At 61.0% G+C, this 22,806-nt stretch carries 22 protein-coding genes; 7 read left to right on the top strand and 15 right to left on the bottom strand.

Annotated features, from left to right (window positions below; translation table 11 throughout):
* Nucleotides 1-723 carry a hypothetical protein gene (locus tag FHW75_RS15125; RefSeq protein ID WP_183674017.1) on the top strand — a complete coding sequence of 241 codons (723 nt, stop codon included), beginning with the start codon at nt 1-3 and terminating at the stop codon, nt 721-723.
* 35 nt (nt 724-758) lie between these two features.
* Here FHW75_RS15125 and FHW75_RS15130 read toward each other — a convergent pair whose 3' ends face one another.
* Nucleotides 759-2,396 (bottom strand): recombinase family protein, encoded by a 1,638-nt coding sequence (locus FHW75_RS15130; protein ID WP_183674019.1) that lies wholly within the window; start codon nt 2,394-2,396, stop codon nt 759-761.
* 43 nt (nt 2,397-2,439) lie between these two features.
* Between FHW75_RS15130 and FHW75_RS15135 the strand changes: the two genes are divergently transcribed.
* Nucleotides 2,440-2,610: an FKBP-type peptidyl-prolyl cis-trans isomerase gene (locus tag FHW75_RS15135; protein ID WP_311649900.1), complete on the top strand. Its 171-nt coding sequence runs from the start codon at nt 2,440-2,442 to the stop codon at nt 2,608-2,610.
* A gap of 234 nt (nt 2,611-2,844) precedes the next feature.
* Complete coding sequence (locus tag FHW75_RS15140) at nt 2,845-3,507, top strand: hypothetical protein (protein WP_019099529.1); 663 nt, start codon at nt 2,845-2,847, stop codon at nt 3,505-3,507.
* Nucleotides 3,508-3,602: 95 nt separating this feature from the next.
* Here the strand turns inward: FHW75_RS15140 and FHW75_RS15145 are convergent, their stop codons facing one another.
* From FHW75_RS15145 to FHW75_RS15155, 3 genes are all read right to left on the bottom strand, one after another.
* Nucleotides 3,603-4,331: an aspartate/glutamate racemase family protein gene (locus FHW75_RS15145; protein ID WP_161990042.1), complete on the bottom strand. Its 729-nt coding sequence runs from the start codon at nt 4,329-4,331 to the stop codon at nt 3,603-3,605.
* A 16-nt stretch (nt 4,332-4,347) separates the two neighbouring features.
* Nucleotides 4,348-5,880, bottom strand: a complete 1,533-nt coding sequence (locus tag FHW75_RS15150) for an NCS1 family nucleobase:cation symporter-1 (RefSeq protein ID WP_027615288.1) — start codon at nt 5,878-5,880, stop codon at nt 4,348-4,350.
* 455 nt (nt 5,881-6,335) lie between these two features.
* The gene (locus tag FHW75_RS15155; RefSeq protein ID WP_016711747.1) at nt 6,336-6,773 is read right to left on the bottom strand and encodes an Lrp/AsnC family transcriptional regulator; all 438 of its coding nucleotides are present in this window, start codon (nt 6,771-6,773) and stop codon (nt 6,336-6,338) included.
* A 133-nt stretch (nt 6,774-6,906) separates the two neighbouring features.
* Between FHW75_RS15155 and FHW75_RS15160 the strand changes: the two genes are divergently transcribed.
* Together FHW75_RS15160 and FHW75_RS15165 are read left to right on the top strand one after the other, a co-directional pair.
* A complete protein-coding gene (locus FHW75_RS15160; RefSeq protein WP_019099532.1) occupies nt 6,907-7,803 on the top strand; it encodes a DMT family transporter in 897 nt (298 codons plus the stop codon).
* A gap of 33 nt (nt 7,804-7,836) precedes the next feature.
* Entirely contained in the window at nt 7,837-8,763 is a 927-nt protein-coding gene (locus tag FHW75_RS15165; RefSeq protein ID WP_019099533.1) for a class I SAM-dependent methyltransferase, read from the top strand.
* Between the two features lie 77 nt (nt 8,764-8,840).
* Here the strand turns inward: FHW75_RS15165 and FHW75_RS15170 are convergent, their stop codons facing one another.
* The 8 genes from FHW75_RS15170 to gcl form a co-directional block, all read right to left on the bottom strand.
* The gene (locus FHW75_RS15170; RefSeq protein ID WP_016711744.1) at nt 8,841-9,839 is read right to left on the bottom strand and encodes a sulfate ABC transporter substrate-binding protein; all 999 of its coding nucleotides are present in this window, start codon (nt 9,837-9,839) and stop codon (nt 8,841-8,843) included.
* A gap of 92 nt (nt 9,840-9,931) precedes the next feature.
* Nucleotides 9,932-10,756, bottom strand: coding sequence for an ion transporter (locus tag FHW75_RS15175; protein ID WP_016711743.1), 825 nt, complete (start codon nt 10,754-10,756; stop codon nt 9,932-9,934).
* 45 nt (nt 10,757-10,801) lie between these two features.
* Entirely contained in the window at nt 10,802-11,674 is an 873-nt protein-coding gene (locus tag FHW75_RS15180; RefSeq protein ID WP_183674021.1) for an urea transporter, read from the bottom strand.
* 186 nt (nt 11,675-11,860) lie between these two features.
* Nucleotides 11,861-13,276 (bottom strand): pyruvate kinase, encoded by a 1,416-nt coding sequence (gene pyk / locus FHW75_RS15185; protein ID WP_016711741.1) that lies wholly within the window; start codon nt 13,274-13,276, stop codon nt 11,861-11,863.
* Nucleotides 13,273-14,547 carry a glycerate kinase gene (locus FHW75_RS15190; protein ID WP_025754769.1) on the bottom strand — a complete coding sequence of 425 codons (1,275 nt, stop codon included), beginning with the start codon at nt 14,545-14,547 and terminating at the stop codon, nt 13,273-13,275. Before FHW75_RS15190 ends, pyk begins: the two co-directional genes overlap by 4 nt.
* Nucleotides 14,548-14,765: 218 nt before the next feature.
* Nucleotides 14,766-15,659, bottom strand: coding sequence for a 2-hydroxy-3-oxopropionate reductase (locus FHW75_RS15195; protein ID WP_183674023.1), 894 nt, complete (start codon nt 15,657-15,659; stop codon nt 14,766-14,768).
* A 53-nt stretch (nt 15,660-15,712) separates the two neighbouring features.
* The gene (hyi, locus tag FHW75_RS15200; RefSeq protein WP_016711738.1) at nt 15,713-16,495 is read right to left on the bottom strand and encodes a hydroxypyruvate isomerase; all 783 of its coding nucleotides are present in this window, start codon (nt 16,493-16,495) and stop codon (nt 15,713-15,715) included.
* Between the two features lie 53 nt (nt 16,496-16,548).
* On the bottom strand, nt 16,549-18,324 hold the full coding sequence (gcl, locus tag FHW75_RS15205; protein WP_183674025.1) for a glyoxylate carboligase: 1,776 nt from the start codon (nt 18,322-18,324) through the stop codon (nt 16,549-16,551).
* A 257-nt stretch (nt 18,325-18,581) separates the two neighbouring features.
* Here gcl and FHW75_RS15210 point away from each other — a divergent pair, with 257 nt between their 5' ends.
* Nucleotides 18,582-19,022 carry a heme-binding protein gene (locus FHW75_RS15210; protein WP_025754770.1) on the top strand — a complete coding sequence of 147 codons (441 nt, stop codon included), beginning with the start codon at nt 18,582-18,584 and terminating at the stop codon, nt 19,020-19,022.
* 133 nt (nt 19,023-19,155) lie between these two features.
* Here the strand turns inward: FHW75_RS15210 and FHW75_RS15215 are convergent, their stop codons facing one another.
* Nucleotides 19,156-19,767 (bottom strand): TetR/AcrR family transcriptional regulator, encoded by a 612-nt coding sequence (locus FHW75_RS15215; RefSeq protein WP_019099536.1) that lies wholly within the window; start codon nt 19,765-19,767, stop codon nt 19,156-19,158.
* Nucleotides 19,768-19,899: 132 nt separating this feature from the next.
* Here FHW75_RS15215 and FHW75_RS15220 point away from each other — a divergent pair, with 132 nt between their 5' ends.
* Nucleotides 19,900-20,814, top strand: coding sequence for a DUF808 domain-containing protein (locus FHW75_RS15220; RefSeq protein ID WP_019099537.1), 915 nt, complete (start codon nt 19,900-19,902; stop codon nt 20,812-20,814).
* Between the two features lie 36 nt (nt 20,815-20,850).
* Here FHW75_RS15220 and FHW75_RS15225 read toward each other — a convergent pair whose 3' ends face one another.
* Together FHW75_RS15225 and FHW75_RS15230 are read right to left on the bottom strand one after the other, a co-directional pair.
* Entirely contained in the window at nt 20,851-21,633 is a 783-nt protein-coding gene (locus tag FHW75_RS15225) for an outer membrane protein OmpK (RefSeq protein ID WP_016711733.1), read from the bottom strand.
* A 351-nt stretch (nt 21,634-21,984) separates the two neighbouring features.
* Nucleotides 21,985-22,770 (bottom strand): outer membrane protein OmpK, encoded by a 786-nt coding sequence (locus FHW75_RS15230; RefSeq protein ID WP_026020506.1) that lies wholly within the window; start codon nt 22,768-22,770, stop codon nt 21,985-21,987.
* Nucleotides 22,771-22,806: the final 36 nt, after the last annotated feature.

Below are 22,806 nucleotides of genomic sequence, written 5' to 3' on the forward strand. Positions count from 1 at the left end.
ATGATCGTCAAATCAACATGGACGCCAATGATAGCCGACGCCTACGCCAACAAGTACGGCGAGGTGGCTCAAGACTTCCTTTCGCTCGTGGTGATTCCGTCCCTAGCAGCCCTGGAGCAGAAAGGTGTCGAAATTGCAGCACAGGAAGATCAAGTGCTTGCCGCTTTCCATCTACACGACCATCGCCACCTGATTACAAAGACAAGCATGGCGCTGTGCTTAGGCATCCAGTCGCTGTGGGAGCAGCAACTGCGCGACTACCTTTGCAATTGCCCAAAGGCGGGCGGGATCACGTGGAAGGTGATTAGAAAAGCCAGCTGGGGCTTCTCGCCCAAGGCGCCCACGCTCAACGAGCTGTTTAGCGAAATACGCGGCTTACCGATTGAAGGGTTTGAGTCGTATAGACGCCTCGACAAGCTCCAGCTGTTGGGGAACGTATGTCGGCACGGGGCGGGGGATTCAGCGGATAAGCTACAGGCGCGATACCCTGAACTATGGCCACAGGTAATGGTTGAGGCCATACAGACTGGGAGTTCCCTACTAACTTCACTGCCTTTAGGTGCGATACAGATTACCGTTGACCTGCTGCGAGACTTGGTGAACGCAGTAGTGCTGTTCTGGCTGGATATGCGTATAGCGTGTACCGAAGCCCTGATTCCAAATAACGCGGCGATGATCGAAGAAGTGGCAAGATTGCGCGCCAAGCGGGAACTGCTTTTATGAGCAATTCCCCGAGTGATTGGCGGTCCGCGACCGCGTTAAGGCTGTCGCCGGTTCGCTCTTCCGAGCAGCGGCAATATTGGGCTTTGCTGGGCCATCTCAACCAATGTCTGTGCCCGGTCCGGGGCAAGATAAGGCTTCGGGTGCAGCTTTATCATTTCGTCCATTGGCTTCCACTTCAGGCCTAGTGGGTTGGACCACCCTTCAGGTTCCGGGGAAGGGTTGGCCTCATAGTTACGCAGCAAGTAGTAACCTGATGACCGCTCAACCCCTTTGTACGCCCATACAGAGTTTTCTTCACCGGGCCAGTTGACGGTCATCCGTCCATCAACGAAGACATTGATGGAATAGCCTACGCCCTTCAGCAGTGCGTTCAGCTTAACGGTGTCGCTCTCTAGCAAGTCATCTTCGACACGCATAGCACCGAACGTATCTACCGGGCTTTCGGTGCGTTCCAGTAGCACATGTTCAGCGTTCAGTTTTTCCCGCTCAGCTTTCAGCTCTTTGATCTTTGCCGTGATTTCGTCTAGGTCCCCGGTCCCGTCAACCAGCTGTATTAGCGCTGTTATTTTCTGACCAACTGTTTCTAGTTCGCCCTCGATGGCGAGTATTCGTTTCTGGTTGACGGTCAGTTGCTGACGCTGGAACGCGGCTTCGACAGCAGCTAGCGATGTATTGACGCGGATGTGGTCAAGTACTGGCTTGGGGATTGTCCGTGTGTTATCACAACCGATGGCCTTCAGCCGCTGCCTGTTCAAGCACCGCATGCTGTGTGGGCGCCCGTCCTTGTTTTGCATAATGTAGTTGCCGCCGCAATGCCCGCACTTCACCAGTCCTACCAGCATATGCTTCGCAGTCTTAGAAGGGCGGGTGGTCTTCGCCTCTTTACCGCGTTGCTGGGCGAGTACGAAAAGTTCGGGTTCGATGATCGCCGGGTAAGCGTTCGGGATGTCGTTCCAGTAGCCGATGGCAGTTTTGTTCCGAAGCCACCCTTCGACGGTCGGGCCGGAACAGGTCGCCAACTCGGGTTCACCGGTCTCTCGCATCCTGACGCTAATAGTGGCCTTGCCCACACCTGCTGTGTACAGCTCGAAAGCGGTTTTAACGTGCTTGGCGATACGGTCGATTACAGCACCATCCGTGGTGAGCCAGACGGGCGTCCAGCGCTTTACCTGCGTACCAGCTAGTGCTTTTGTGCGGCGTAGTTTGTAGGAAAGGCTGGTCAAATTAGACAACCGTGCCGACTGTTGGTTGGCCGTCTGGATCTTGCCTATAAGCAGGTAGATGCCCGAGCCGTTGCAGCTATCGCGGTTGTAGACGTGGCCGTCGTCGAGCGTGATCAGAGAGATGCCAGCTTTCAGGATCGGTGTAAGCAGATCCAGCATGTCTACGGTTTCCATTCGGCCTGTTCGGTCGATGGCTTCCACCAGCACGACATCTCCCGCCTTGATGGCCCCAGCTTCGATGGCGCCCAGCAGCTTACGAAAGCCGCCGCCTTCCTTCACGTGTTCACCGTGGTAGCCGGACTTCGCCAAGTCCTGGAACTTCAAATCGCTCAACGTGTAGTCGGGATTAGCGGTCAGCCATTCCGCGATCAGCAGTTGTTGGCGCTCTATAGAGTTCGAGCTGTATTGGCGGATGCTGGAAAAGCGGACGTACGAGATAGCTAGCGGCATGTGGCCTCCTTGATGGCGGGAAGCATAGCAGGGTCAGGGTCACATTCAAAGAATCTGGGATCAAGGCCTGATGGGCATGCGCGTTGGCGGCAAGCGCAAGCTGCTGGTACCGGCGCACCTGGGTTATGGCGAACGCAGCGTGGGGGCGATTCCGCCGAATTCGGATTTGACCTTCGAGATCGAATTACTGGAAGTGCTGACGCGGGATGATTGAGCTGCTGCATTGCAACCCCAGGTTCTTGCAGCTTACACAATTGCGCAACACCCATCCCCTAACCTAGGCCTTGCCTAGGGAACGGCATCTACCTCCAGGGAGGAACCAAACGGGTTCAGGGCACTCTGACCCTCACTCGTTGCCAAGGATGGCATTCACTACAAGGGCGCCCTGCAGCTGATGGGGCGATGTGGCGGGTTGACGCGATTTTCTTTGCCACACGAGCCTGCCTTGATGAAGTTGCCAACATTCTTCCGCCGTCGCCGTCACTTGCTGCTGAGCCTGGTGCTTACGGCTGTTGCCGTACCGCTGGCGCTGGAGGCTGTCGAAAGCCGTGCGCAACCGGTGGATGGCACCCAGACCCTGGTGTTCCTGCGCCATGCCGAGAAGCCGGGCGAGGGGCTGGGCCAGTTGAACTGCCAAGGCCTGAACCGTGCGCTGGACCTGGCCACGGTGTTGCCCGAGCGCTTTGGCAAGGCCGATTACGTGTTTGCTGCCAACCCTTCGCGGCATGTCGAAGAAGGCAGCAAGGACGAAAGCTACAGCTACATCCGCCCGTTGATGACTATTACCCCCAGCGCCATCCGTCTGGGCCTGCCGGTGAACATCGACTATGGCGCCAACGACACCGCCGAACTGGCTGACGAGCTGCTGAGCGACAAGTACCGCAATGCAACCATCTACACCGCCTGGTCGCATGGTTACCTCCCGGAGTTGATCAATACCGTGGCCGGCAAGGCGCTGGGGGAAGAGCGGGTGATTACCGATGACTGGAACGGCGATGACTTCGATACCCTCTATGTACTGACCCTGACCTGGCACGACGGCAAGGCCAGCCTGCTTAGCCGCAATGTGCGCCAGGGTTTGAATGACGGTGCGCAGAGCTGCCCGACATGAGGTTGTAGTGCAGCGTTGGCCCGAATGATGAGTTGGCCTTTACCGGCCTGTTCGCGGGTTTACCCGCGAACAGGCCGGTACAGGCAGCTAAAGATTCAGCGCCCGAAACGCATCGGCCAACCCACCACCTTCTTCGCCCGTGGGGTGGCATAGGTGCGTACCTTGGAGGTGCTCAAGCCCATGCGTACCAGCGACTCGGCAATGGTCACCGCCGCGCTAACCCCATCCACCACCGGCACGCCGGTGCGTTGGCGAATCTGCTCGTCGAGCCCGGCCATGCCGCCGCAACCCAGGCAGATCACCTCGGCCTTGTCATCACGCACGGCTCGCTCGGCCTGCTCCACGATGGCTTCCACCGCACGCTGCGGGTCTTCTTCCAGTTCCAGCACGGCCAGGCCGCTGGCCCTTACCGAGGCACACCGGTCGTACAGCCCGGAGAGCTTCAAACGGTCCTCGATCAGCGGCACGGTGCGGTCCAGGGTGGTCACCACCGAGTAAGCATGGCCCAGGTACATCGCCGTGCTGGCGGCTGCATCGGTAATGTCCACTACCGGTACGTTCAGCAGCTCCTGCAAGCCTTCACGGCCGTGTTCACCATAGCCGGCCTGGATCACGGCGTCGTAGGGGCCTTCATAGGCCAGCACCCGGTCCATCACTGCGATGGCAGCCAGGTAACTCTCGAAATTGCCTTCCACCGACTCGGCGCCAAACCAGGGGGTGAGGCCAATGATCTCGGTGCCGGGGCTGGCGACACTGCGCGCTTGTTCGGCAATGGCCCCGGTGATGGCTTCGGTGGTGTTGACGTTGGCAATCAGAATACGCATGGGCTGTCTTCCTTGATCAATGGCTGCTGTGGTCGACGGCGATACACTCGCCGCTGACGTCGTGGTAGTGACGGTTGCGAGGTGCGATCAGCAGGTACAGGGCGGCGGCGATGCCGGCACCGATCAGCCAGGAGAACGGCGCCACATGCTGGAAGTGGGGGACCAGCGCCAGGACGATGGCCAGCAGTGCGGCCGGCACGAAGGCTGCCACGGCGCGCAGGTTGATGCCCTTGGTGTAGTGGTAGGCACCGGCCGGGTCTTCGCTGTAGAGCTGCGGCACGTTGATGCAGCCTTTGCGCAGCAACCAGTAGTCGGACATGATCACCCCGTACAGCGGGCCGAGCAGGGCGCCCAGGCCCGACAGGAAGTACACGATCACCAATGGGCTGTTGTACAGGTTCCACGGCAGGATCAGCACCGCCACGGTGGCACTGATCAACCCGGCGCGGCGGAAGTTGAGGTGACGCGGCGCGAGGTTGCTGAGCACGAAGGCCGGGGCGACGAAGTTGGCCATGATGTTCACCGCCACCGTGACGATCAGGAAGGCCAGGCAGCCGAGTACCAGGAAGGGCGTGCTCGGGATGGCAGCGACGATCTGCGTCGGGCTGTCGATGATCTGGCCGTTGATCTGGAACTGCGCGCCGCTCAGCACCACGGTGATGATGGCGAATACCAGGATGTTCACCGGCAGGCCCCAGAAGTTGCCCACGCGAATGGTCTTGCGGCACGGCGAGGAGCGGGCGAAGTCACAGAAGTTCAGCACCAGGGTGCCGTAAATCGCCAACCACAGCGCACCGCCGGCAAAGATGTTGCGCCACATCTCGTAGCCAGTCAGCGGTGTAGCCACCGACCAGGCGATGCGCGTGTCGGCCTGGAAGTACATGAACACCGCCAGGGCCGAGACGGTCAGCAGGATCACCGGGCCGGCGAAACTCTCGTAGCGGCGCACCATCTCCATGCCGTAGGCCAGGATCACCAGCTGCACCAGCCAGATCGACACGAAGCACACCCAGCCCAGGCTTGAAAGGCCGAGGATGCTGTCATGGTCGTAAGCTGCCATGTGCGGCCACACCGCTGTCAGTAGCACGCGCAGCACCACGGAGGCGAGGTAGGTCTGGATGCCGAACCAGGCGATGGCGATGACTGCGCGAATCAGCGCCGGGATCTGTGCACCGTGGATGCCGAAGGCAATGCGGCTGATGACGGGGAAGGGAACGCCGGTTTTCTGCCCCATGTAGCCGGACAGGTTCATGAAGACGTACACCAGCGCTGCGCCAATGGCCAGCGACAGCAGAATCTGCCAGCCGCCCAGACCGAGGGCGAACAAGCCCATGGCAAACGAGTAGTTGGCGATATTGTGCACATCGTTTGTCCACAACGCGAAGATGCTGTATCCACCCCAGCGGCGGCCTTCGATACGGGTAGGCGCAAGGTCGCGGTTATGCAGACGCGGGCTCAGGGCCAGCGCGGACTGGCTGCCGTCAAGTGTGGAAGCAGGGTGGGTGCTGGCGACGGATAGTTCAGGGGCAAGGTCGAGGCTGGTACTCATTCCGGCGGGCTCCTGATGCACATGGACTGCGATGAGCGGGCATGCGCACGGGCTCGCCATCTCGTCAGTGCAGCTTGGCATCACAGGGTTCTGGGCGCGGCGGCCGGTTTTGGTCCGGCGTCGCGGGTTCTTGTGTATTTATGTTTTGTTTGGTTTGTATACAAAACACGAGGACACAAAAGCGAGTTCCATGCCAAGGAAAGAGCAAGCGCTAAAGGGCTATCATTTCTAATCTAGGGCTTCGAAAGATAACTTCATGAAATTCAGGCATTATAAGTTGACCACATAAACAGGTTTAAATTTTTGGCCTGATAATTAGTTGATCAAATGGTCAAAATTAGTTGCAAGGTGGTGTGTAACGTATTGGGGCGTTACCGGGGAAAGTGCACACAAAAATGGCACTTAAGGTGACATTCTTGTGTACAAAAAATAGTCAGGTTTTCCTGTGGCGATTCTCAATCCATCGGCGGCAACCGCCGCTTCACCGGGCTTTTCTTGATGATCGCGGTGTTGGTGTCAGCCAGCACATTGATGCGGTCGAGCAAGGTGTCCAACTGTTCCATGGAGCGTACATGCAGGCGGGCAATAAAGCAGTCCTCGCCGGTGACCTTGTCGCACTCGGTGAACTCGGGGATGGCAATGATCTGCCGCTCCACCTCCTGCAACTGCCCCGGCAGCGGGCGAATGCGCACGATGGCCTGCAACTGGTAGCCAAACGCGCGTGGGTCGACCTCCACGGTGTAGCCGCGCAGCACGCCACGTTCTTCCAGCCGGCGCAGGCGCTCACTGACGCTGGGTGCGGACAGCCCGCTCACCTGCGCCAGGGCCTTCAGCGAGCGGCGCGAATCCTCCATCAGTGCATTGATCAAGAGTTGGTCGATAGCGTCAGTCATGCTCACCTCAATAGGGAATTCGCGTTATTTGCCTTGATAGTAAAGGCATGTATGCCAATCTGCCTTCGTTATCCGCTGGATGGCACACCGGTATCCTTTGCATACTGTTGCCATCGTCAACGGGAGGTGTGAGATGGACAGTTCATTGCGCCGTGGCTCGCTGGAAATGGTCGCTGCCATGCTGATTTCCGGGACCATCGGCTGGTTCGTGCTGGTGTCCGGCCAGCCCGTGCTGGAGGTGGTGTTCTGGCGCTGCGTGTTCGGCGCCGTGACCTTGCTGGTGATCTGCGCCGTTTTTGGCTTTCTGCGGCCGGGAGTGATCAGCCGTACGGCGTTCTTGTTGGCGATGGCCAGCGGTGTGGCGATTGTCGGTAACTGGTTACTGTTGTTTGCCTCGTACTCACGGGCGTCGATTGCCATTGGCACGGCGGTGTACAACGTGCAGCCGTTTCTGCTGGTGGGGCTGGCGGCGCTGTTCCTGGGCGAGAAGATTACCTTGGCCAAGGTGACCTGGCTGAGCGTCGCCTTCCTCGGCATGTTGGCCATCGTCAGTGCCCATGGCGCGGGGCAGGGTGGCGGTGAGGATTATCTGCTGGGGATTGCCCTGGCGCTGGGGGCGGCGTTCTTGTACGCAATCGCTGCACTGATCATCAAGCGCCTGAGTGGCACGCCGCCTCACCTGATTGCATTGATCCAGGTAACCACCGGTGTGCTGATGCTGGCACCCTGGGTCAGGCCTGGCGGGTTGCCCGGAGAAGTGCCGGCGTTGGCCAGCCTGCTGGCACTGGGCATGGTGCACACCGGCCTGATGTATGTGTTGCTTTACAGTGCCATCCAGCGTCTGCCCACGGCGTTGACCGGGGCGCTGTCGTTCATCTACCCGATTGCGGCGATTCTGGTGGACTGGGTGGCGTTCGGGCATCGGCTGGCGCCGCTGCAGTGGCTGGGCGTGGGTTTGATCCTGGTGGCGGCGGCGGGGATGCAGCAGGGCTGGTGGTTCCGTTCTGCACAAGTGGCGGTCAAGGGTTAGAATGGCGGCCTTTTCATTTGTTTGCGACCCACCATGACTTCGCCGATCCACACCCTTGAGCAACACCTGCTCGCCGCGTTCGACCCTGCCCCGCAGGAAACCCGCCGATTGTTTCACGGCCGTGGCCGCTGCTGGCTGGGCCTGGAGCAAGTGACGGTCGACTGGTTGCAGGGTGTGCTGTCGGTGGCCTTGTTCCGCGAGCCACCCGAAGGCCAGCTGGCTGAACTGGAGGCCATGTTGCGTGCCTTTGCCGAACGCCCGCAGTGGTCTGGCCAGGCGATCCTCATTCAGCACCGCTACCTGCCCGACAGCCCGGGCCAGTGGCTGCTGGGCGAGCCGTGCCAGCAGCGTGAAGTGGTCGAGGATGGCCTGAGCTACCTGCTGGACCTGGGCGTGCGGCAGAACAATGGCCTTTTCCTCGACATGCGCTACGGCCGGCGCTGGGTACGCGAGCAGGCAGCGGGCAAGCGAGTGTTGAACCTGTTCGCCTACACCTGCGGTTTTTCGGTAGCGGCGATTGCCGGTGGCGCCGAGCAGGTGGTGAACCTGGACATGGCCAAGTCGGCGTTGTCCCGTGGCCGTGATAACCACCGCCTGAATGGCCACGATCCATCGCGGGTGGCCTACCTGGGGCATGAGCTGTTCAAATCGTGGGGCAAGGTGCGCAAGTACGGGCCTTATGACCTGATCATCATCGACCCGCCCACCTTCCAGCGCGGCAGCTTTGTGCTGACCCAGGATTACGCGAAGATCCTGCGGCGGTTGCCGGAGTTGCTGAATGCGGGGGGCACAGTGCTGGCGTGTGTGAACGACCCGGGGATCGGGCCGGAGTTTCTGATCGAGGGGATGGCGGAGCAGGCGCCGACGTTGGCGTTTGTCGAGCGGTTGGAGAACCCGCCGGAGTTTCCCGATGTGGACCCGGCGGGGGGCTTGAAGGCTTTGGTGTTCCGCCAGGTTTGATGTTGCTCTTGCCGGCCTCTTCGCGGCTAAAGCTGCTCCCACAGGGATCGCGATGAGGCCGGTAAGGCTTACCCGGGTTATTGACCGCTATAGATCTGGTCGAACACGCCACCGTCATTGAAGTGGGTCTTCTGCACGGTGCGCCAGTCACCAAAGGTTTTCTCCACCGACAGGAAGTCCACTTTCGGGAAGCGGTCGGTGTACTTGGCCAGTACCGTCGCATCACGTGGGCGCAGGTAGTTATTGGCGGCGATCTCCTGGGCTGCTGGCGACCACAGGTACTTCAGGTATTCCTCGGCCACGGCCTGGGTACCCTTCTTGGCCACCACCTTATCCACCACGCTCACAGGGGGCTCGGCCTCGGCCGACACGCTTGGGTAAACCACTTCGAACTGGTCGCGACCGAACTCGCGCGCGATCATTTCGGCTTCGTTCTCAAAGGTGACCAGCACGTCGCCGATCTGGTTGGTCATGAACGTGGTGGTGGCAGCACGGCCACCGGTATCAAGCACCGGCGCTTGCTTGAACAGCTTGCCAACGAAGTCACGGGCCTTGGCCTCGTCACCGCCTTGCTTGAGCACATAGCCCCAGGCGGACAGGTAGGTGTAGCGGCCGTTACCCGAGGTTTTCGGGTTGGGCACGATCACCTGCACACCGTCCTTGAGCAGGTCGGGCCAGTCTTTCAGGGCTTTCGGGTTGCCCTTGCGCACGATGAACACGGTGGCCGAGGTGAACGGCGCGCTGTTGTTCGGCAGGCGGGTTACCCAGTTGTCCGGTACCAGCTTGCCGTTGTCGGCCAGGGCGTTGATGTCGGTGGCCATGTTCATGGTGATGACGTCGGCCGGCAGGCCATCGATCACTGCACGCGCCTGCTTGCTGGAGCCACCGAAGGACATCTGCACGTTGACCTTCTCTTTGTGCTCGGCTTCCCAGTGTTTCTGGAAGGCTGGGTTGTAGTCCTTGTAGAAGTCGCGCATCACGTCGTAGGAAACGTTCAGCAGGGTAGGGGCGGCCTGGGCGAGGTTGCCCAGGGCCAGGCCTGCGGCGAGCAGCGAGGCGGTGAAGAGTTTTTTCACGTTGCTTCCTTGTTATGGTTCAGATGTTTGGCAGTAAGCCCGCGACTATAGCGTTTGGTTCCTGGGGCTTTAAAGACGAAATGGCTCTTTGCTTATTCGGTTTTCGGGAACAGCACATTCCCACACCGGGAACAGAATGCCGCGCCATGCTCATGGGTCTTCTTGCGGCAAGTCGGGCAATCATGCTGCAACTGCTCCCCGCGCATGGCATTGGCCAGCTCGGCGGTAAAGATCCCGGTCGGCACGGCAATAATCGAGTAACCAGTAATCATCACCAGCGACGACAGCACCTGGCCCAGGGGCGTCTTCGGCACGATATCGCCAAACCCCACGGTAGTGAGCGTGACGATGGCCCAGTAGATACCCTTGGGGATGCTGGTAAAGCCATGCTCCGGCCCTTCGATCACATACATCAAGGTGCCGAACACGGTTACCAAGGTCGAGACCGTGACCAGAAACACGATGATCTTCTGCTTGCTGCCGCGCAGTGCCTCCATCAGGTAATGGGCCTGCTTGAGGTACGGGCTGAGCTTGAGCACGCGGAAGATCCGCAGCATCCGGATCACCCGGATGATCAGCAGGTACTGGGCGTCGCTGTAGTACAGCGCGATGATCCCCGGCACGATTGCCAGCAAGTCGACAAGACCATAGAAACTGAAGGCATAGCGCAGGGGCTTGGGTGAGCAGTACAGGCGGGTGAGGTACTCGGCCAGGAAGATCGCGGTAAAGCCCCATTCGATGGCAGCGAGCAGGCCGGCGTAGCCTTGGTGTATTTCGTCGATGCTGTCGAGGATCACCGTGACCAGGCTGGCGAGGATGATCAGCAGGAGGATCTTGTCGAAGCGTCTTCCAGCCACGGTGTCGGTCTGGAAGACGATAACGAAGAGCCGTTCACGCAGGCTCGCAGGGTTATTCATTGGCTCGGTCCACAAAAGCGATGAGCTGAGCCTAGGGGTTGCGTTTCAGCTGTGCAAGCGGCTGGCATTGCGCTGTCTGGGCTGGGTCAGATGCTTGCCCGCGTGCATCAGCCAGCAGGCGGCGACAAAGGGCGCGGTCAGACCTGCCACAGGCAGCAGCGTGAACACCGGTTGCAGCAGCAGGGCCAAGGCAATTGCCAGCAATGTCACCCACGGCTTTTCACCTTGCCTGCTAAAGGCGAGCGCCGCCAGCGCGGCATTGAAGCCATACAGGCCCAGCCAGGTGGCTTGCACCTGGTCAGCGAGCAGTGCCACGCCGCCGCCGATGGCCGAGCCGATCACGGCCCACATCGCGGCATAAGGGTTGGCGATGAACATGCCGACCATGATCAGCAATCCGGCCAAAGGTTGGTCGAGCAGGAAAATCTGGCCCACACCTCGCGCCAGGGCATACAGCGGATCGGCCTCGACGAAGCCGCTGGGCGAAGGGCTGGCGAACAGCAGCGTGCCCCAGCCCAGCAACACGAACGGAGCCGTGTAGGCGATCAGCAGCTTGCCGCCGCGTTTGCGCCACTGGTGGGTGATGATGCTGGACAGGCCGCCTGCAGCAATGATCAGCGGTGGCAGCATGACCGACCACGGCAGCACGGCGCTGATCAGCAGGCCAATCAGCACACCGTTGTAGCAGTACAGCCCGGCCTGGCGGTCGGCGCGGTCGTAACCACGGGCCTGGGCGGTGAGCAGGCCGGCCAGGGCACCGAGCAGGGCACCGCCGACCAGGTCGGGGGCGGTCAGCAGGATGGCCAGCAGGCAGCACAGGCCGCACAGGGGGTTGCGCAGCAGCAGCACCTGGCTGAAGCCGTTGAGTAACGCCGTGGCCCAGTCGGGGCACGGGTTGACGAAATTTTTGGTGTACATGGGGCAGTCAGTGAGGTTGAAGGGAAGCGGTGGGCCTCTTTGGGCCTCGGGTTTTCCGCTGTTCTGTAAAGCACCACCGACCCTGTTGGAGCGGGCGTGCCCGCGAATGCGTCAGTACAGGCAACATTGTTGCCCCTGCTGGCCTCTTCGCGGGCACGCCCGCTCCCACAGGAGATGTGCAGTGGCTTAGATCAAGGTCTCGATCCGCAGCGTGTTAGTCGAGCCCGGCTTGCCAAAAGGCACACCGGCCGTGATCAACAACGTGTCGCCACGGCTGGCCATGCCTTGCGCCTGGGCAATCTCCAGCGCAGTCGACACAACCTCGTCCACCTGGCGCAGGCGGTCGTTGACCACCGAATGCACGCCCCACGCCACGCTCAGGCGGCGAGCGGTGTTCAGGTTCGGTGTCAGGTTGAGGATCGGTGCCCGTGGCCGCTCGCGTGCAGCACGCAGGGTGGAGGCGCCCGACTCGCTGTAGTTGACCAGCACTGCCACCGGCAGGATGCCGCTGATACGGCGGATGGCGCAGCTGATGGCGTCCGATACCGTGGCTTCGGCTTTTGGCCTGCCAACGTCGAGCTGGGCCTGGTAGTCCGGGCCGTTCTCCACCTGGCGGATGATCTTGCTCATCATCTGCACGGCTTCCAGCGGGTAGTCACCCGAGGCGGTCTCGGCCGACAGCATCACCGCATCAGCACCTTCGGCCACGGCATTGGCCACGTCGGTGACTTCGGCGCGGGTCGGTGCCGGCGAGAAGCGCATGGATTCGAGCATTTGCGTGGCCACTACTACTGGCTTGCCCAGTTGGCGGCAGGTGCCGATGATGCGTTTCTGGATCTGCGGCACGCTTTCGGCCGGCACTTCTACGCCCAGGTCACCACGGGCCACCATGATGGCGTCTGCCAGTTCGGCGATGGCTTGCAGCTGTTCGACGGCCGATGGTTTTTCGATCTTGGCCATCAGGTAGGCGCGGTCGCCAATCAGCTGGCGCGCTTCGACGATGTCTTCCGGGCGCTGCACGAACGACAGGGCCACCCAGTCCACGCCCAGTTCCAGGCCAAAGGCCAGGTCGCGGCGGTCTTTTTCGGTGAGCGGGGAGAGGTCGAGTACCGCTTGCGGCACGTTCACGCCCTTGCGGTCGGACAGCTCACCGCCGTTCAGCACGGTCGTGTCGATGGCGTCGGCGTGCTTGGCGGTCACCCGCAGGCGCAGGCGGCCGTCGTCCACCAGCAGGTCCATGCCCGGCTCCAGCGCGGCGATGATTTCCGGATGGGGCAGGTTGACCCGCTCGCTGTTGCCTGGCGTCGTGTCCAGGTCCAGGCGCAATGACTGACCACGCTGCAGCTGCACCTTGCCTTCGGCCAGGCGGCCAACACGCAGCTTGGGCCCTTGCAGGTCCATGAGGATGCCCAGCGGGTAGTTGAGCTGCTGCTCGACTTCGCGGATCCACTGGTAGCGCAAGGCGTGATCAGCGTGTTCGCCGTGGCTGAAGTTGAGGCGGAAGATGTTCACACCGGCCTCGACCAGCTGGCGGATGTCGTCTTTGCCTTTGATCGCAGGGCCGAGGGTGGCGAGGATCTTTACTTTTTTATCAGGCGTCATGATTGGGCAGTCTCAAGGATCAGGATGGCGCGGAAATCGTTGACGTTGGTACGGGTTGGTTCGGTGACGATCAGCGCATCCAGGGCGGCGAAATAGCCGTAGCCGTTGTTGTTGTCCAGTTCATCGCTGGCCGACAGGCCCAGGGCCTCGGCGCGGGCGTAACTGCCTGGGGTCATGAAGGCACCGGCGTTTTCTTCCGAGCCATCGATGCCGTCGGTATCACCGGCCAGGGCGTACACACCCGGCAGGCCTTTCAGGCTTTCGGTAAGGCTGAGCAGGAACTCGGCGTTGCGCCCGCCACGGCCATTGCCGCGCACGGTCACGGTGGTTTCACCGCCGGACAGGATCACGCAGGGCGCCTTGAGCGGCTGGCCGTGCAGGACGATTTGCCGGGCGATGCCGGCATGGACCTTGGCCACTTCGCGCGACTCGCCTTCCAGGTCGCCGAGAATCAGCGGGCTGAACCCGGCCTGGCGGGCTTTGACCGCGGCGGCTTCAAGCGACTGCTGGGGCTTGGCGATCAACTGGAAGTGGCTGCGGGCCAGGGCCGGGTCGTCGGCTTTGACGGTTTCCGAGGCTGGGTTGTTCAGCCAGTCGATGACCGCTTGCGGCGCTTCGATGTTGTAGCGCTTGAGGATGGCCAGGGCATCGGCCGAGGTGCTCGGGTCGGCCACGGTGGGGCCGGAGGCGATGACGGTTGCCAGGTCGCCCGGTACATCGGAAATCGCATAGGTGTAAACGGTGGCAGGCCAGCAGGCCTTGGCCAGGCGGCCGCCTTTGATCGCCGAGAGGTGCTTGCGCACGCAATTCATCTCGCCGATGGTGGCGCCGGATTTGAGCAGTGCCTTGTTGATCTGCTGCTTGTCGGCCAGGGTCAGGCCCTCGGCCGGCAGCGCCAGCAGGGCGGAGCCCCCGCCAGACAGCAGGAAGATGACGCGGTCGTCTTCGTTGAGGTTGCTGACCAGGTCCAGCACGCGCTTGGCCACGGCCAGGCCGGCGGCGTCGGGGACCGGGTGTGCGGCTTCGACCACTTCGATTTTTTGGCAATTGGCGCCGTGGCCGTAGCGGGTAACGACCAGGCCAGAGACTTCGCCCTGCCAGCTTTTCTCGACCACTTCGGCCATGGCGGCTGCGGCCTTGCCGGCGCCAATGACAATCACCCGGCCGCTACGGTCGGCGGGCAGGTAGGGTTCGAGGACTTGACGGGGGTGGGCGGCAGCGATGGCTGTGTCGAACAGCTCGCGGAGAATTTTTTGCGGATCGACCGACATGGCAGGCTCCCAGATTATTGTTGTTCTGCAGAATCAAAAACGCCCCTGGAACTGCCTCCGTGCAGGCCGAACCAGGGGCGGGTGTTGCTCGGTGTCACTGGCTGACCCGTGGTCGCAGGTCAGTCAGCGTGTGCTTCAATCGCGCGCTTTGCTCGCTCCTACGGGCCTTACGCTGATCCTGTAGGAGCGAGCGCAGCTCGCGATGAGGCCGGTAGGTTTTATTGGTCGTCGCGGATCGAGAAGTTGGCCATGTGCTCCAGGCCTTTGATCAGCGCCGAGTGGTCCCAGTTGCCGCCGCCCAGCGCCTGGCAGGTGTTGAACACTTGCTGGGCATTGGAGGTGTTGGGCAGGTTGATGCCCAGCTCCTTGGCACCTTGCAGGGCCAGGTTCAGGTCTTTCTGGTGCAGGTTGATGCGGAAGCCCGGGTCGAAGGTGCCTTTGATCATGCGCTCGGCATGCACTTCAAGAATTTTCGATGAAGCGAAGCCGCCCATCAGGGCTTCACGCACCTTGGCCGGGTCGGCGCCGTTCTTGGCAGCGAACAGCAGGGCTTCGGCAACAGCCTGGATGTTCAGGGCAACGATGATCTGGTTGGCCACCTTGGCAGTCTGGCCGTCGCCGTTGCCACCTACGCGGGTGATGTTCTTGCCCATGGCTTCGAACAGCGGCAGAGCACGCTCGAAGGCTTTCGTGCAGCCACCGACCATGATGCTCAGGGTCGCGGCTTTGGCACCGACTTCACCGCCGGATACCGGAGCGTCCAGGTAGGCGGCGCCGGTAGCCTTGATTTTTTCGGCGAAGGCTTTGGTGGCGGTAGGGGAGATCGAGCTCATGTCGATCACCACCTTGTTCGGGCCCACACCTTCGGCCACGCCGTTTTCACCGAACAGGACGCTTTCGACCTGCGGGGTGTCCGGGACCATGACGATGATGAATTCGGCTTCCTGTGCCACTTCCTTCGGATTGGCCAGGGCCACTGCACCGGCGGTGATCAGCTCGGCTGGCGCGGCGTCGTGATGGGTGGAAACGAACAGGCTGTGACCTGCTTTCTGCAGGTTCTGGGCCATGGGCTTGCCCATGATGCCGGTGCCGATGAAACCGATTTTAGCCATGACAATGTGCCTCTTTGTATTTGTTCACATCAGGCGCTGTGCGCCCGGCTCGTTCAGATTGCGTTGTGCGTTTTCAGCCAGCCCAGGCCTGCTTCGGTGGTGGTCTTGGGCTTGTATTCCGCGCCCACCCAGCCCTGGTAGCCAATGCGGTCCAGGTGCTCGAACAGGAAGCGATAGTTGATCTCGCCGGTACCTGGCTCGTGACGGCCGGGGTTGTCGGCCAACTGGACGTGGTTGATCAGTGGCAGGTTGGCTTCCAGGGTGCGCGCCAGGTCACCTTCCATGATCTGCATGTGATAGATGTCGTACTGCAGAAACAGGTTATCGCTGCCCACCTCGGCCTGGATTTCCAGCGCCTGTTGAGTGGTGTTCAGGTAGAAACCCGGGATATCGCGGGTGTTGATCATTTCCATGACCAGGCGAATGCCGGCGGCTTTGAGCTTGTCGGCGGCGTAGCGCAGGTTTTCCACGAAGGTCTTGCGCACGGTGGCGCAGTCCGGGCCTTGCGGGCGGATGCCGGCCAGGGCGTTGACCTGGGTATTGCCCAGCACCTTGGCGTACTCGATGGCCTTGTCGACACCGGCACGGAATTCTTCGATGCGATCAGGGTGGCAGGTGATGCCACGCTCACCTTTGGCCCAGTCACCAGCAGGCAGGTTGAACAGCACCTGGGTCAGGCCGTTGGCCTCCAGCTGCTGCTTGATTTCGGCAGCACTGAAGTCGTACGGGAACAGGTATTCGACACCGCTGAAACCAGCATCGGCGGCAGCCTTGAAGCGGGCCAGGAAGTCCTGTTCGGTGAACAGCATGGACAGGTTGGCAGCGAAGCGAGGCATGGGTTGTCTCCTTGCGTTGAAGGCCCCCAGGTAAGCCTGGGGGCGTCAGGCGATCAGTCCAGCAGCGAGATGGCGGTTGGCGCGTCGTTGCCGACGAGGGCCAGGTCTTCGAACTCGTTGACCGCGTTGATCTCGGTGCCCATGGAAATGTTGGTTACACGCTCGAGAATCACTTCGACCACTACCGGCACGCGGAACTCTTCGGCCATTTTCTGTGCCTTCATCAGGGCCGGGGCGATTTCTGCCGGCTCGAACACACGAATGGCCTTGCAGCCCAGGCCTTCGACCACGGCGACGTGGTCGACACCGTAGGTGGCAGCGTCGGTGGAGTTGATGTTCTCGAACGCCAGTTGTACACAGTAATCCATGTCGAAGCCACGCTGCGCCTGACGGATCAGGCCCAGGTAGGCGTTGTTCACCAGCACGTGCACGTACGGCAGGTTGAACTGCGCGCCCACTGCCAGCTCTTCGATCATGAACTGGAAGTCGTAGTCACCCGACAGCGCGACAACCTTGCGCTTGGGGTCGGCTTTGACCACGCCCAGCGCGGCAGGGATGGTCCAGCCCAGCGGACCGGCCTGGCCGCAGTTGATCCAGTGGCGTGGCTTGTACACATGCAGGAACTGCGCGCCGGCAATCTGCGACAGGCCGATGGTGCTGACGTAGCAGGTGTCCTTGCCGAACACCTGGTTCATTTCTTCATATACGCGCTGCGGCTTGACCGGCACGTTGTCGAAGTGGGTCTTGCGCTGCAGGCTGGCTTTGCGCTGCTGGCAGTCTTCCAGCCAGGCCTTGCGGCACTTCAGCTTGCCGGCGGCTTTCCACTCGCGGGCCACTTCCAGGAACACGTCCAGCGCTTTGCCAGCGTCGGAAACGATACCCAGGTCCGGGGTGAACACGCGGCCGATCTGGGTGGGTTCGATGTCGACGTGCACGAACTTGCGGCCTTCGGTGTAAACGTCGACCGAACCGGTGTGGCGGTTGGCCCAGCGGTTACCGATACCGAACACCAGGTCGGATTTGAGCAGGGTGGCGTTGCCGTAGCGGTGCGAAGTCTGCAGGCCGACCATGCCGACCATTTGTGCGTGGTCGTCCGGGATGGTGCCCCAGCCCATCAGGGTCGGGATGACCGGCACGCCGGTCAGCTCGGCGAATTCGACCAGCTTGTCGCTGGCGTCGGCGTTGATGATGCCGCCACCGGCCACCAGCAGTGGGCGCTCGGCGTCATTGAGCAGGGCCAGGGCTTTTTCGGCCTGCACGCGGGTGGCGGACGGCTTGTTGATGGCCAGCGGCTCGTAGGCGTCGATGTCGAATTCGATTTCGGCCATCTGCACGTCGAACGGCAGGTCGATCAGTACCGGGCCTGGGCGGCCGGTGCGCATTTCATAGAAGGCCTTCTGGAAGGCATAAGGCACCTGGCCTGGTTCCAGAACGGTGGTCGCCCACTTGGTCACCGGCTTGACGATGTTGGTGATGTCTACCGCCTGGAAGTCTTCCTTGTGCAGGCGGGCACGCGGGGCCTGGCCGGTGATGCAGAGAATCGGGATGGAGTCGGCCGAGGCACTGTACAGGCCGGTGACCATGTCGGTGCCGGCCGGGCCGGAAGTGCCGATGCACACGCCGATGTTGCCCGGGTTGGCACGGGTGTAGCCCTCGGCCATGTGCGAGGCACCTTCGACGTGACGAGCGAGGACGTGATCGATGCCACCGACTTTCTTCAGGGCCGAGTACAACGGGTTGATGGCAGCCCCCGGGATGCCGAACGCGGTATCTACACCTTCACGGCGCATGACCAGAACGGCTGCATCGATTGCTCTCATTTTGCTCATGGTTTGTGCCTCATCGATTTTGTAATTGTATACAACTTGCGTTGCGACAGAGTGTATTCACGGCGGGCGCCTCAGGTCAATGGGTTTTCATCGGCTAAGCTGGCTTTCGCCAGAGCGCCCGTGAAAACGGCGATTTGCGTCATCGCATACGATCGTTTCAAAATATTGTATACAAAAATACATCTCGTTGTGTTCTATTTGTTCTATCGGTTTTCAACTGCCCTCAGGGCTTCTCACAACAAGAAGAGGACCTTTCCATGAACGCTTTGAACCTGAACGTTGCTGTCAGCCTGGTGAATGCCGCACTGGCGGCGGGCCGCAAGATCAACGCCGCGCCACTGACCGTGGCGGTACTGGATGCCGGCGGGCACTTGCTGGCGCTGCAGCGCGAGGATGGCGCCAGCCTGATCCGGCCTGAGGTGGCCACGGGCAAGGCCTGGGGTGCGATTGCGCTGGGCAAGGGGTCGCGTTTACTGGCGCTGGATGCGCAGCAGCGCCCGGCGTTCTTTGCCGCGTTGAACGGGATGGGGGAGCGGCCGGTGGTACCGGCACCGGGTGGTGTGCTGATTCGTGATCAGGCTGGCAAGGTGCTGGGTGCTGTCGGGATCAGCGGGGATACGTCGGATATCGACGAGCAGTGTGCGATCAGTGCGATCGAGGAGGTGGGGTTGAAGGCGGATGCGGGGGTAGCAGCCTAAATCTCTATCGCCTGTTCTGGCCTGATCGCCGGCAAGGCAGCTCCCACAGGTACGGCACAGTGTTCAAGAACTGTGGTGTACCTGTGGGAGCTGCCTTGCCGGCGATTGGGCTGCAAAGCACCCACTGGCCCTGTCAGGCTGCCTCAGGCTCACAGCCTTTCAACACCATGCGAATGATGGTCTCGGCCGCCGCGTCATAGTCGCTGTCGGCCAGCTTGGCCTTGCCGGTCACCGCAGAAATCTGCCAGTCGAAATCCGCATAAGTCTGTGTCGCCGCCCAGATGCTGAACATCAGGTGGTGCGCATCCACATGGGCGATCTGCCCGCGGTCGATCCAGCGCTGGATGCACTCGATGTTGTGCCGGGCCTGCTCGTTCAATTGCTCCACCTGGTTCGGCGACAGGTGCGGGGCGCCGTGCATGATCTCGCTGGCGAACACCTTGGAGGCGTGCGGCAGGTCACGCGAAATGCGGATCTTCGATCGAATGTATGAACTCAGCACTTCCTTCGGGTCGCCGTCGGCATTGAACGGCGTCGACGCCTGCATGATTGGCGCGATGATGCTTTCCAGGACCTCGCGGTAGAGGTTGTCCTTGGATTTGAAGTAGTAATACACGTTCGGCTTGGGCAGGCCGGCCTTGGCCGCGATATCGCTGGTCTTGGTGGCGGCGAAGCCCTTGTCGGCGAATTCCTCGCTGGCCGCGCGCAGGATCAGTTCCTTGTTGCGCTCGCGAATGGTGCTCATGGTCAGGGATCTTCCTCGTGTCTGGCCACCTCTAAGAGGGATCGGGCATGGTAGCACCGGGCTCGACGGGGGCTCAAGGCAGCGGCTTTGGGCTAGAATCGATGGCACATACACATCTGGATACACGCAAACATGGCAGGAAGCAGTCTACTGGTACTGATCGACGATATTGCCACGGTGCTCGATGACGTCTCGGTGATGACCAAAGTGGCAGCGAAAAAAACCGCAGGCGTGCTGGGCGACGACCTGGCGCTGAATGCCCAGCAGGTCACCGGTGTGCGCGCCGAACGCGAAATCCCGGTGGTGTGGGCGGTGGCCAAAGGGTCGATGGTGAACAAGGCCATCCTGGTGCCGGCGGCGCTGTTGATCAGCGCGTTCATCCCTTGGGCGGTGACGCCGCTGCTGATGGTGGGTGGTGCTTACCTGTGCTTCGAGGGTTTCGAGAAGCTGGCACACAAGTTCTTGCACAGCAAAGAGGAGGATGAGGCTGAGCACGAAGCCCGTAAGGAGGCGGTGGCCGATGCCAATGTCGACCTGGTGGCGTTCGAGAAAACCAAGATCAAGGGCGCGGTGCGCACCGACTTCATTCTCTCGGCGGAGATCATCGCCATCACCCTGGGCACCGTGGCCGATGCGCCGCTGACCCAGCAGATCATCGTGCTGTCGGGCATTGCCATTGTCATGACCATCGGCGTTTACGGGCTGGTAGGCGGTATCGTCAAGCTGGATGACCTGGGGCTGTGGATGACCCGGAAGACCTCGCGGCTTGTGCAGGTGGTGGGTAACGGCATTCTGCGGGCGGCGCCGTACATGATGAAGAGCCTGTCGGTGATTGGCACGGCGGCGATGTTTCTGGTGGGCGGTGGCATTCTGGTGCATGGCATCGCGCCCCTGCATCACGCCATCGAGGCGTTCAGCGAGGGGCGCGGTGGGTCGCTGACCGGGGCGCTGCTCAACGGTGTGGCCGGGGTGGTGGCCGGTGCCGTGGTGCTGGCGGTGGTAGCGGTTGTCGGCAAATTGTGGCGGGCGGTTCGGCCTGCCACATAACATTGCATTGGGCCGCAGAGCGGCCCCTGACTCAAATCAGAAGTGAACCTTGACCAGGAAACTCATGGTGTTCTGGTCAGTGGTGAACGCATCGCTGTCCTTGATGCCGTACTTGTTCTTCCAGTAGTCGTACTCCACACCCACGTACAACTGCTTCTCACCCAGGTGCAATGCCTTGCCCAGGTCGTACTTGATCTGCGGGTTGAAGTGCAGGTTGGCCTGGTAGGTGCCGCGACGGTTCTCGTCGTTGTCCACCACCCAGTCCATGAAGCCGTCGATCAGCACGTCGGAATCGCCGACCGGGATGGTGTACGACCACACCGGGGTGATCTGCCACACATTGTCGCCGGCGCGGCTGCCGTCGGTGGTGCGGTTGTAGAAGTTCAGCTGGAAGTAGTCGAAGCCCGGGATGGCCAGGTCGAAGCCCGGGCCGATCAGGTACGACTCGGTGTCACCCTCGCCAAACTCGTAGGTCATGGCCAGCAGCACGTCCTTGACCGGGCCGAACTCCAGCTTCTGGTCAAAAATCTTGTTGAACGACAGGCGTGGGCTGATCTCACCGTAATAGGTATTCGGGCCGTTGCCGGCGTCCTTCTGGCCCTGGTAGAAAATCTTGTCAACGAAGATGAAGTTGTCGCCGTACTTCCAACCATCGGCATGCTCGAAGGTGACGGTTTGCTGGATCGCCGGGTTGACCTTGAAGTTCTTGCCCCACAGGTAGGTCAGGCTGTTGTTCTGCCATTGCAGCAGGTCGCCGCCGAAGGTGGTGCCACAGGCCAGCAGGCCGCCGGCGAGGATCAGGCTGTTGATGGTACGCATTGAAAGTGTCGCTCCCTTGATTGATCTGTTGTCAGCGCTCGTTATTGGCGCTTTTTGTCTTTTGAGTCAGCTTTTTTCGATAGGCCACAGCTGTTTGGCAAGGGTTGGGCCAACTTTCCTGGGTTGGCAAAACCTTCCTGCTCGACTTCGTTCTGAACGGATGAAAAGGGTCTTTCAGGCTGGCAACACGTTGGCCAACCGCCCGTATTCATTGACTGAGCGGTCAGTAAACGCAGGCAGAATCCGTTCTGCCCTGATCGAGGGGGCGCGCAGATTACTGGCTTGCGCGCCGCGTCTCAAGTGCTCCGTCCTGGAGCGGGGTGGTACAAACTTGTGCGTTTGGTCAGTTTTCTAGAAGTGCACTTTGATCAGCGCACTGGCGACACTCTGGTTGCTGTCCAGGTTGCCGCGGCTGTCGATGCCGTACTTGTCCTTCCAGTAGCTGTACTCAAAGCCCACGTACAGCTGCTTGGCGCCCAGGTTCAGCGCTTTGCCCAGGTCGTACTTCACCTGCGGGTTGAAGTGCAGGTTGGCGTGGTAGGTGCCACGGCGGGTCTGGTCGTTGTCGGTGACCCAGTCCATGTAGCCGTCGATCAGAATGTCGGACCTGCCCACGGGGAGGGTGTACGACCAGCCGGGGGTGATCTGCCAGACGTTGTCACCCGGGCGGCTGCCCTCGGTGTTGCGCACGTAGAAATTCAGGGTGAAATAGTTGAAGCCGGGGATGTTCAGGTCGAAACCAGGGCCGATCAGGTAGGCCTCGTTGTCGCCTTCGCCGCGCTCGTAGGTCATGGCCAGCAGAACGTCCTTGATCGGGCCGAAAGCCAGCTTCTTGTCAAAGATCTTGCCGAATGACAGGCGTGGGCTGAACTCGCCGTAGTAGGTGGTCACGCCTTTACTGGCGTCGGCTTTGCCGTTGTAGAAGATTTTGTCGACGAACATGAAGGTGTCGCCGTACTTCCATTTGTTGGCGTGCTCGAAGGTGATGGTCTGCTGGATATCAGGGTTGACCTTGAAGTCCTTGCCGTACAGGTAGGTCAGGCTTTCGCCATGCCATTGCAGCCATTCGCCTGCATGCGAGGGGACGGTGGCCAGCAGGCTGCTGCCCAGCAGCAGGGACGTGGTGATGCGCTTCATGTTGTGATTCCCGGACTTATTGTTTTTGTTGGCGGT

The sequence above is a fragment of the Pseudomonas sp. OG7 genome (genome assembly GCF_014192825.1).
Classification (GTDB): domain Bacteria; phylum Pseudomonadota; class Gammaproteobacteria; order Pseudomonadales; family Pseudomonadaceae; genus Aquipseudomonas; species Aquipseudomonas monteilii.

Bases quoted from the DNA above. Each gene is read 5' to 3' on its own strand.
- FHW75_RS15145 (WP_161990042.1), bottom strand. From the start codon at position 4,331: ATGCGTATTCTGATTGCCAACGTCAACACCACCGAAGCCATCACCGGG.
- FHW75_RS15155 (WP_016711747.1), bottom strand. From the start codon at position 6,773: ATGACTGACGCTATCGACCAACTCTTGATCAATGCACTGATGGAGGAT.
- FHW75_RS15130 (WP_183674019.1), bottom strand. From the start codon at position 2,396: ATGCCGCTAGCTATCTCGTACGTCCGCTTTTCCAGCATCCGCCAATAC.
- FHW75_RS15220 (WP_019099537.1), top strand. From the start codon at position 19,900: ATGGCAGGAAGCAGTCTACTGGTACTGATCGACGATATTGCCACGGTG.
- FHW75_RS15225 (WP_016711733.1), bottom strand. From the start codon at position 21,633: ATGCGTACCATCAACAGCCTGATCCTCGCCGGCGGCCTGCTGGCCTGT.
- FHW75_RS15190 (WP_025754769.1), bottom strand. From the start codon at position 14,547: ATGTCGGTCGATCCGCAAAAAATTCTCCGCGAGCTGTTCGACACAGCC.
- FHW75_RS15125 (WP_183674017.1), top strand. From the start codon at position 1: ATGATCGTCAAATCAACATGGACGCCAATGATAGCCGACGCCTACGCC.
- FHW75_RS15160 (WP_019099532.1), top strand. From the start codon at position 6,907: ATGGACAGTTCATTGCGCCGTGGCTCGCTGGAAATGGTCGCTGCCATG.
- FHW75_RS15175 (WP_016711743.1), bottom strand. From the start codon at position 10,756: ATGAATAACCCTGCGAGCCTGCGTGAACGGCTCTTCGTTATCGTCTTC.
- FHW75_RS15140 (WP_019099529.1), top strand. From the start codon at position 2,845: ATGAAGTTGCCAACATTCTTCCGCCGTCGCCGTCACTTGCTGCTGAGC.
- pyk (WP_016711741.1), bottom strand. From the start codon at position 13,276: ATGACGCCTGATAAAAAAGTAAAGATCCTCGCCACCCTCGGCCCTGCG.
- FHW75_RS15215 (WP_019099536.1), bottom strand. From the start codon at position 19,767: ATGAGCACCATTCGCGAGCGCAACAAGGAACTGATCCTGCGCGCGGCC.
- FHW75_RS15150 (WP_027615288.1), bottom strand. From the start codon at position 5,880: ATGAGTACCAGCCTCGACCTTGCCCCTGAACTATCCGTCGCCAGCACC.
- gcl (WP_183674025.1), bottom strand. From the start codon at position 18,324: ATGAGCAAAATGAGAGCAATCGATGCAGCCGTTCTGGTCATGCGCCGT.
- FHW75_RS15165 (WP_019099533.1), top strand. From the start codon at position 7,837: ATGACTTCGCCGATCCACACCCTTGAGCAACACCTGCTCGCCGCGTTC.
- FHW75_RS15180 (WP_183674021.1), bottom strand. From the start codon at position 11,674: ATGTACACCAAAAATTTCGTCAACCCGTGCCCCGACTGGGCCACGGCG.
- FHW75_RS15195 (WP_183674023.1), bottom strand. From the start codon at position 15,659: ATGGCTAAAATCGGTTTCATCGGCACCGGCATCATGGGCAAGCCCATG.
- FHW75_RS15230 (WP_026020506.1), bottom strand. From the start codon at position 22,770: ATGAAGCGCATCACCACGTCCCTGCTGCTGGGCAGCAGCCTGCTGGCC.
- hyi (WP_016711738.1), bottom strand. From the start codon at position 16,495: ATGCCTCGCTTCGCTGCCAACCTGTCCATGCTGTTCACCGAACAGGAC.
- FHW75_RS15210 (WP_025754770.1), top strand. From the start codon at position 18,582: ATGAACGCTTTGAACCTGAACGTTGCTGTCAGCCTGGTGAATGCCGCA.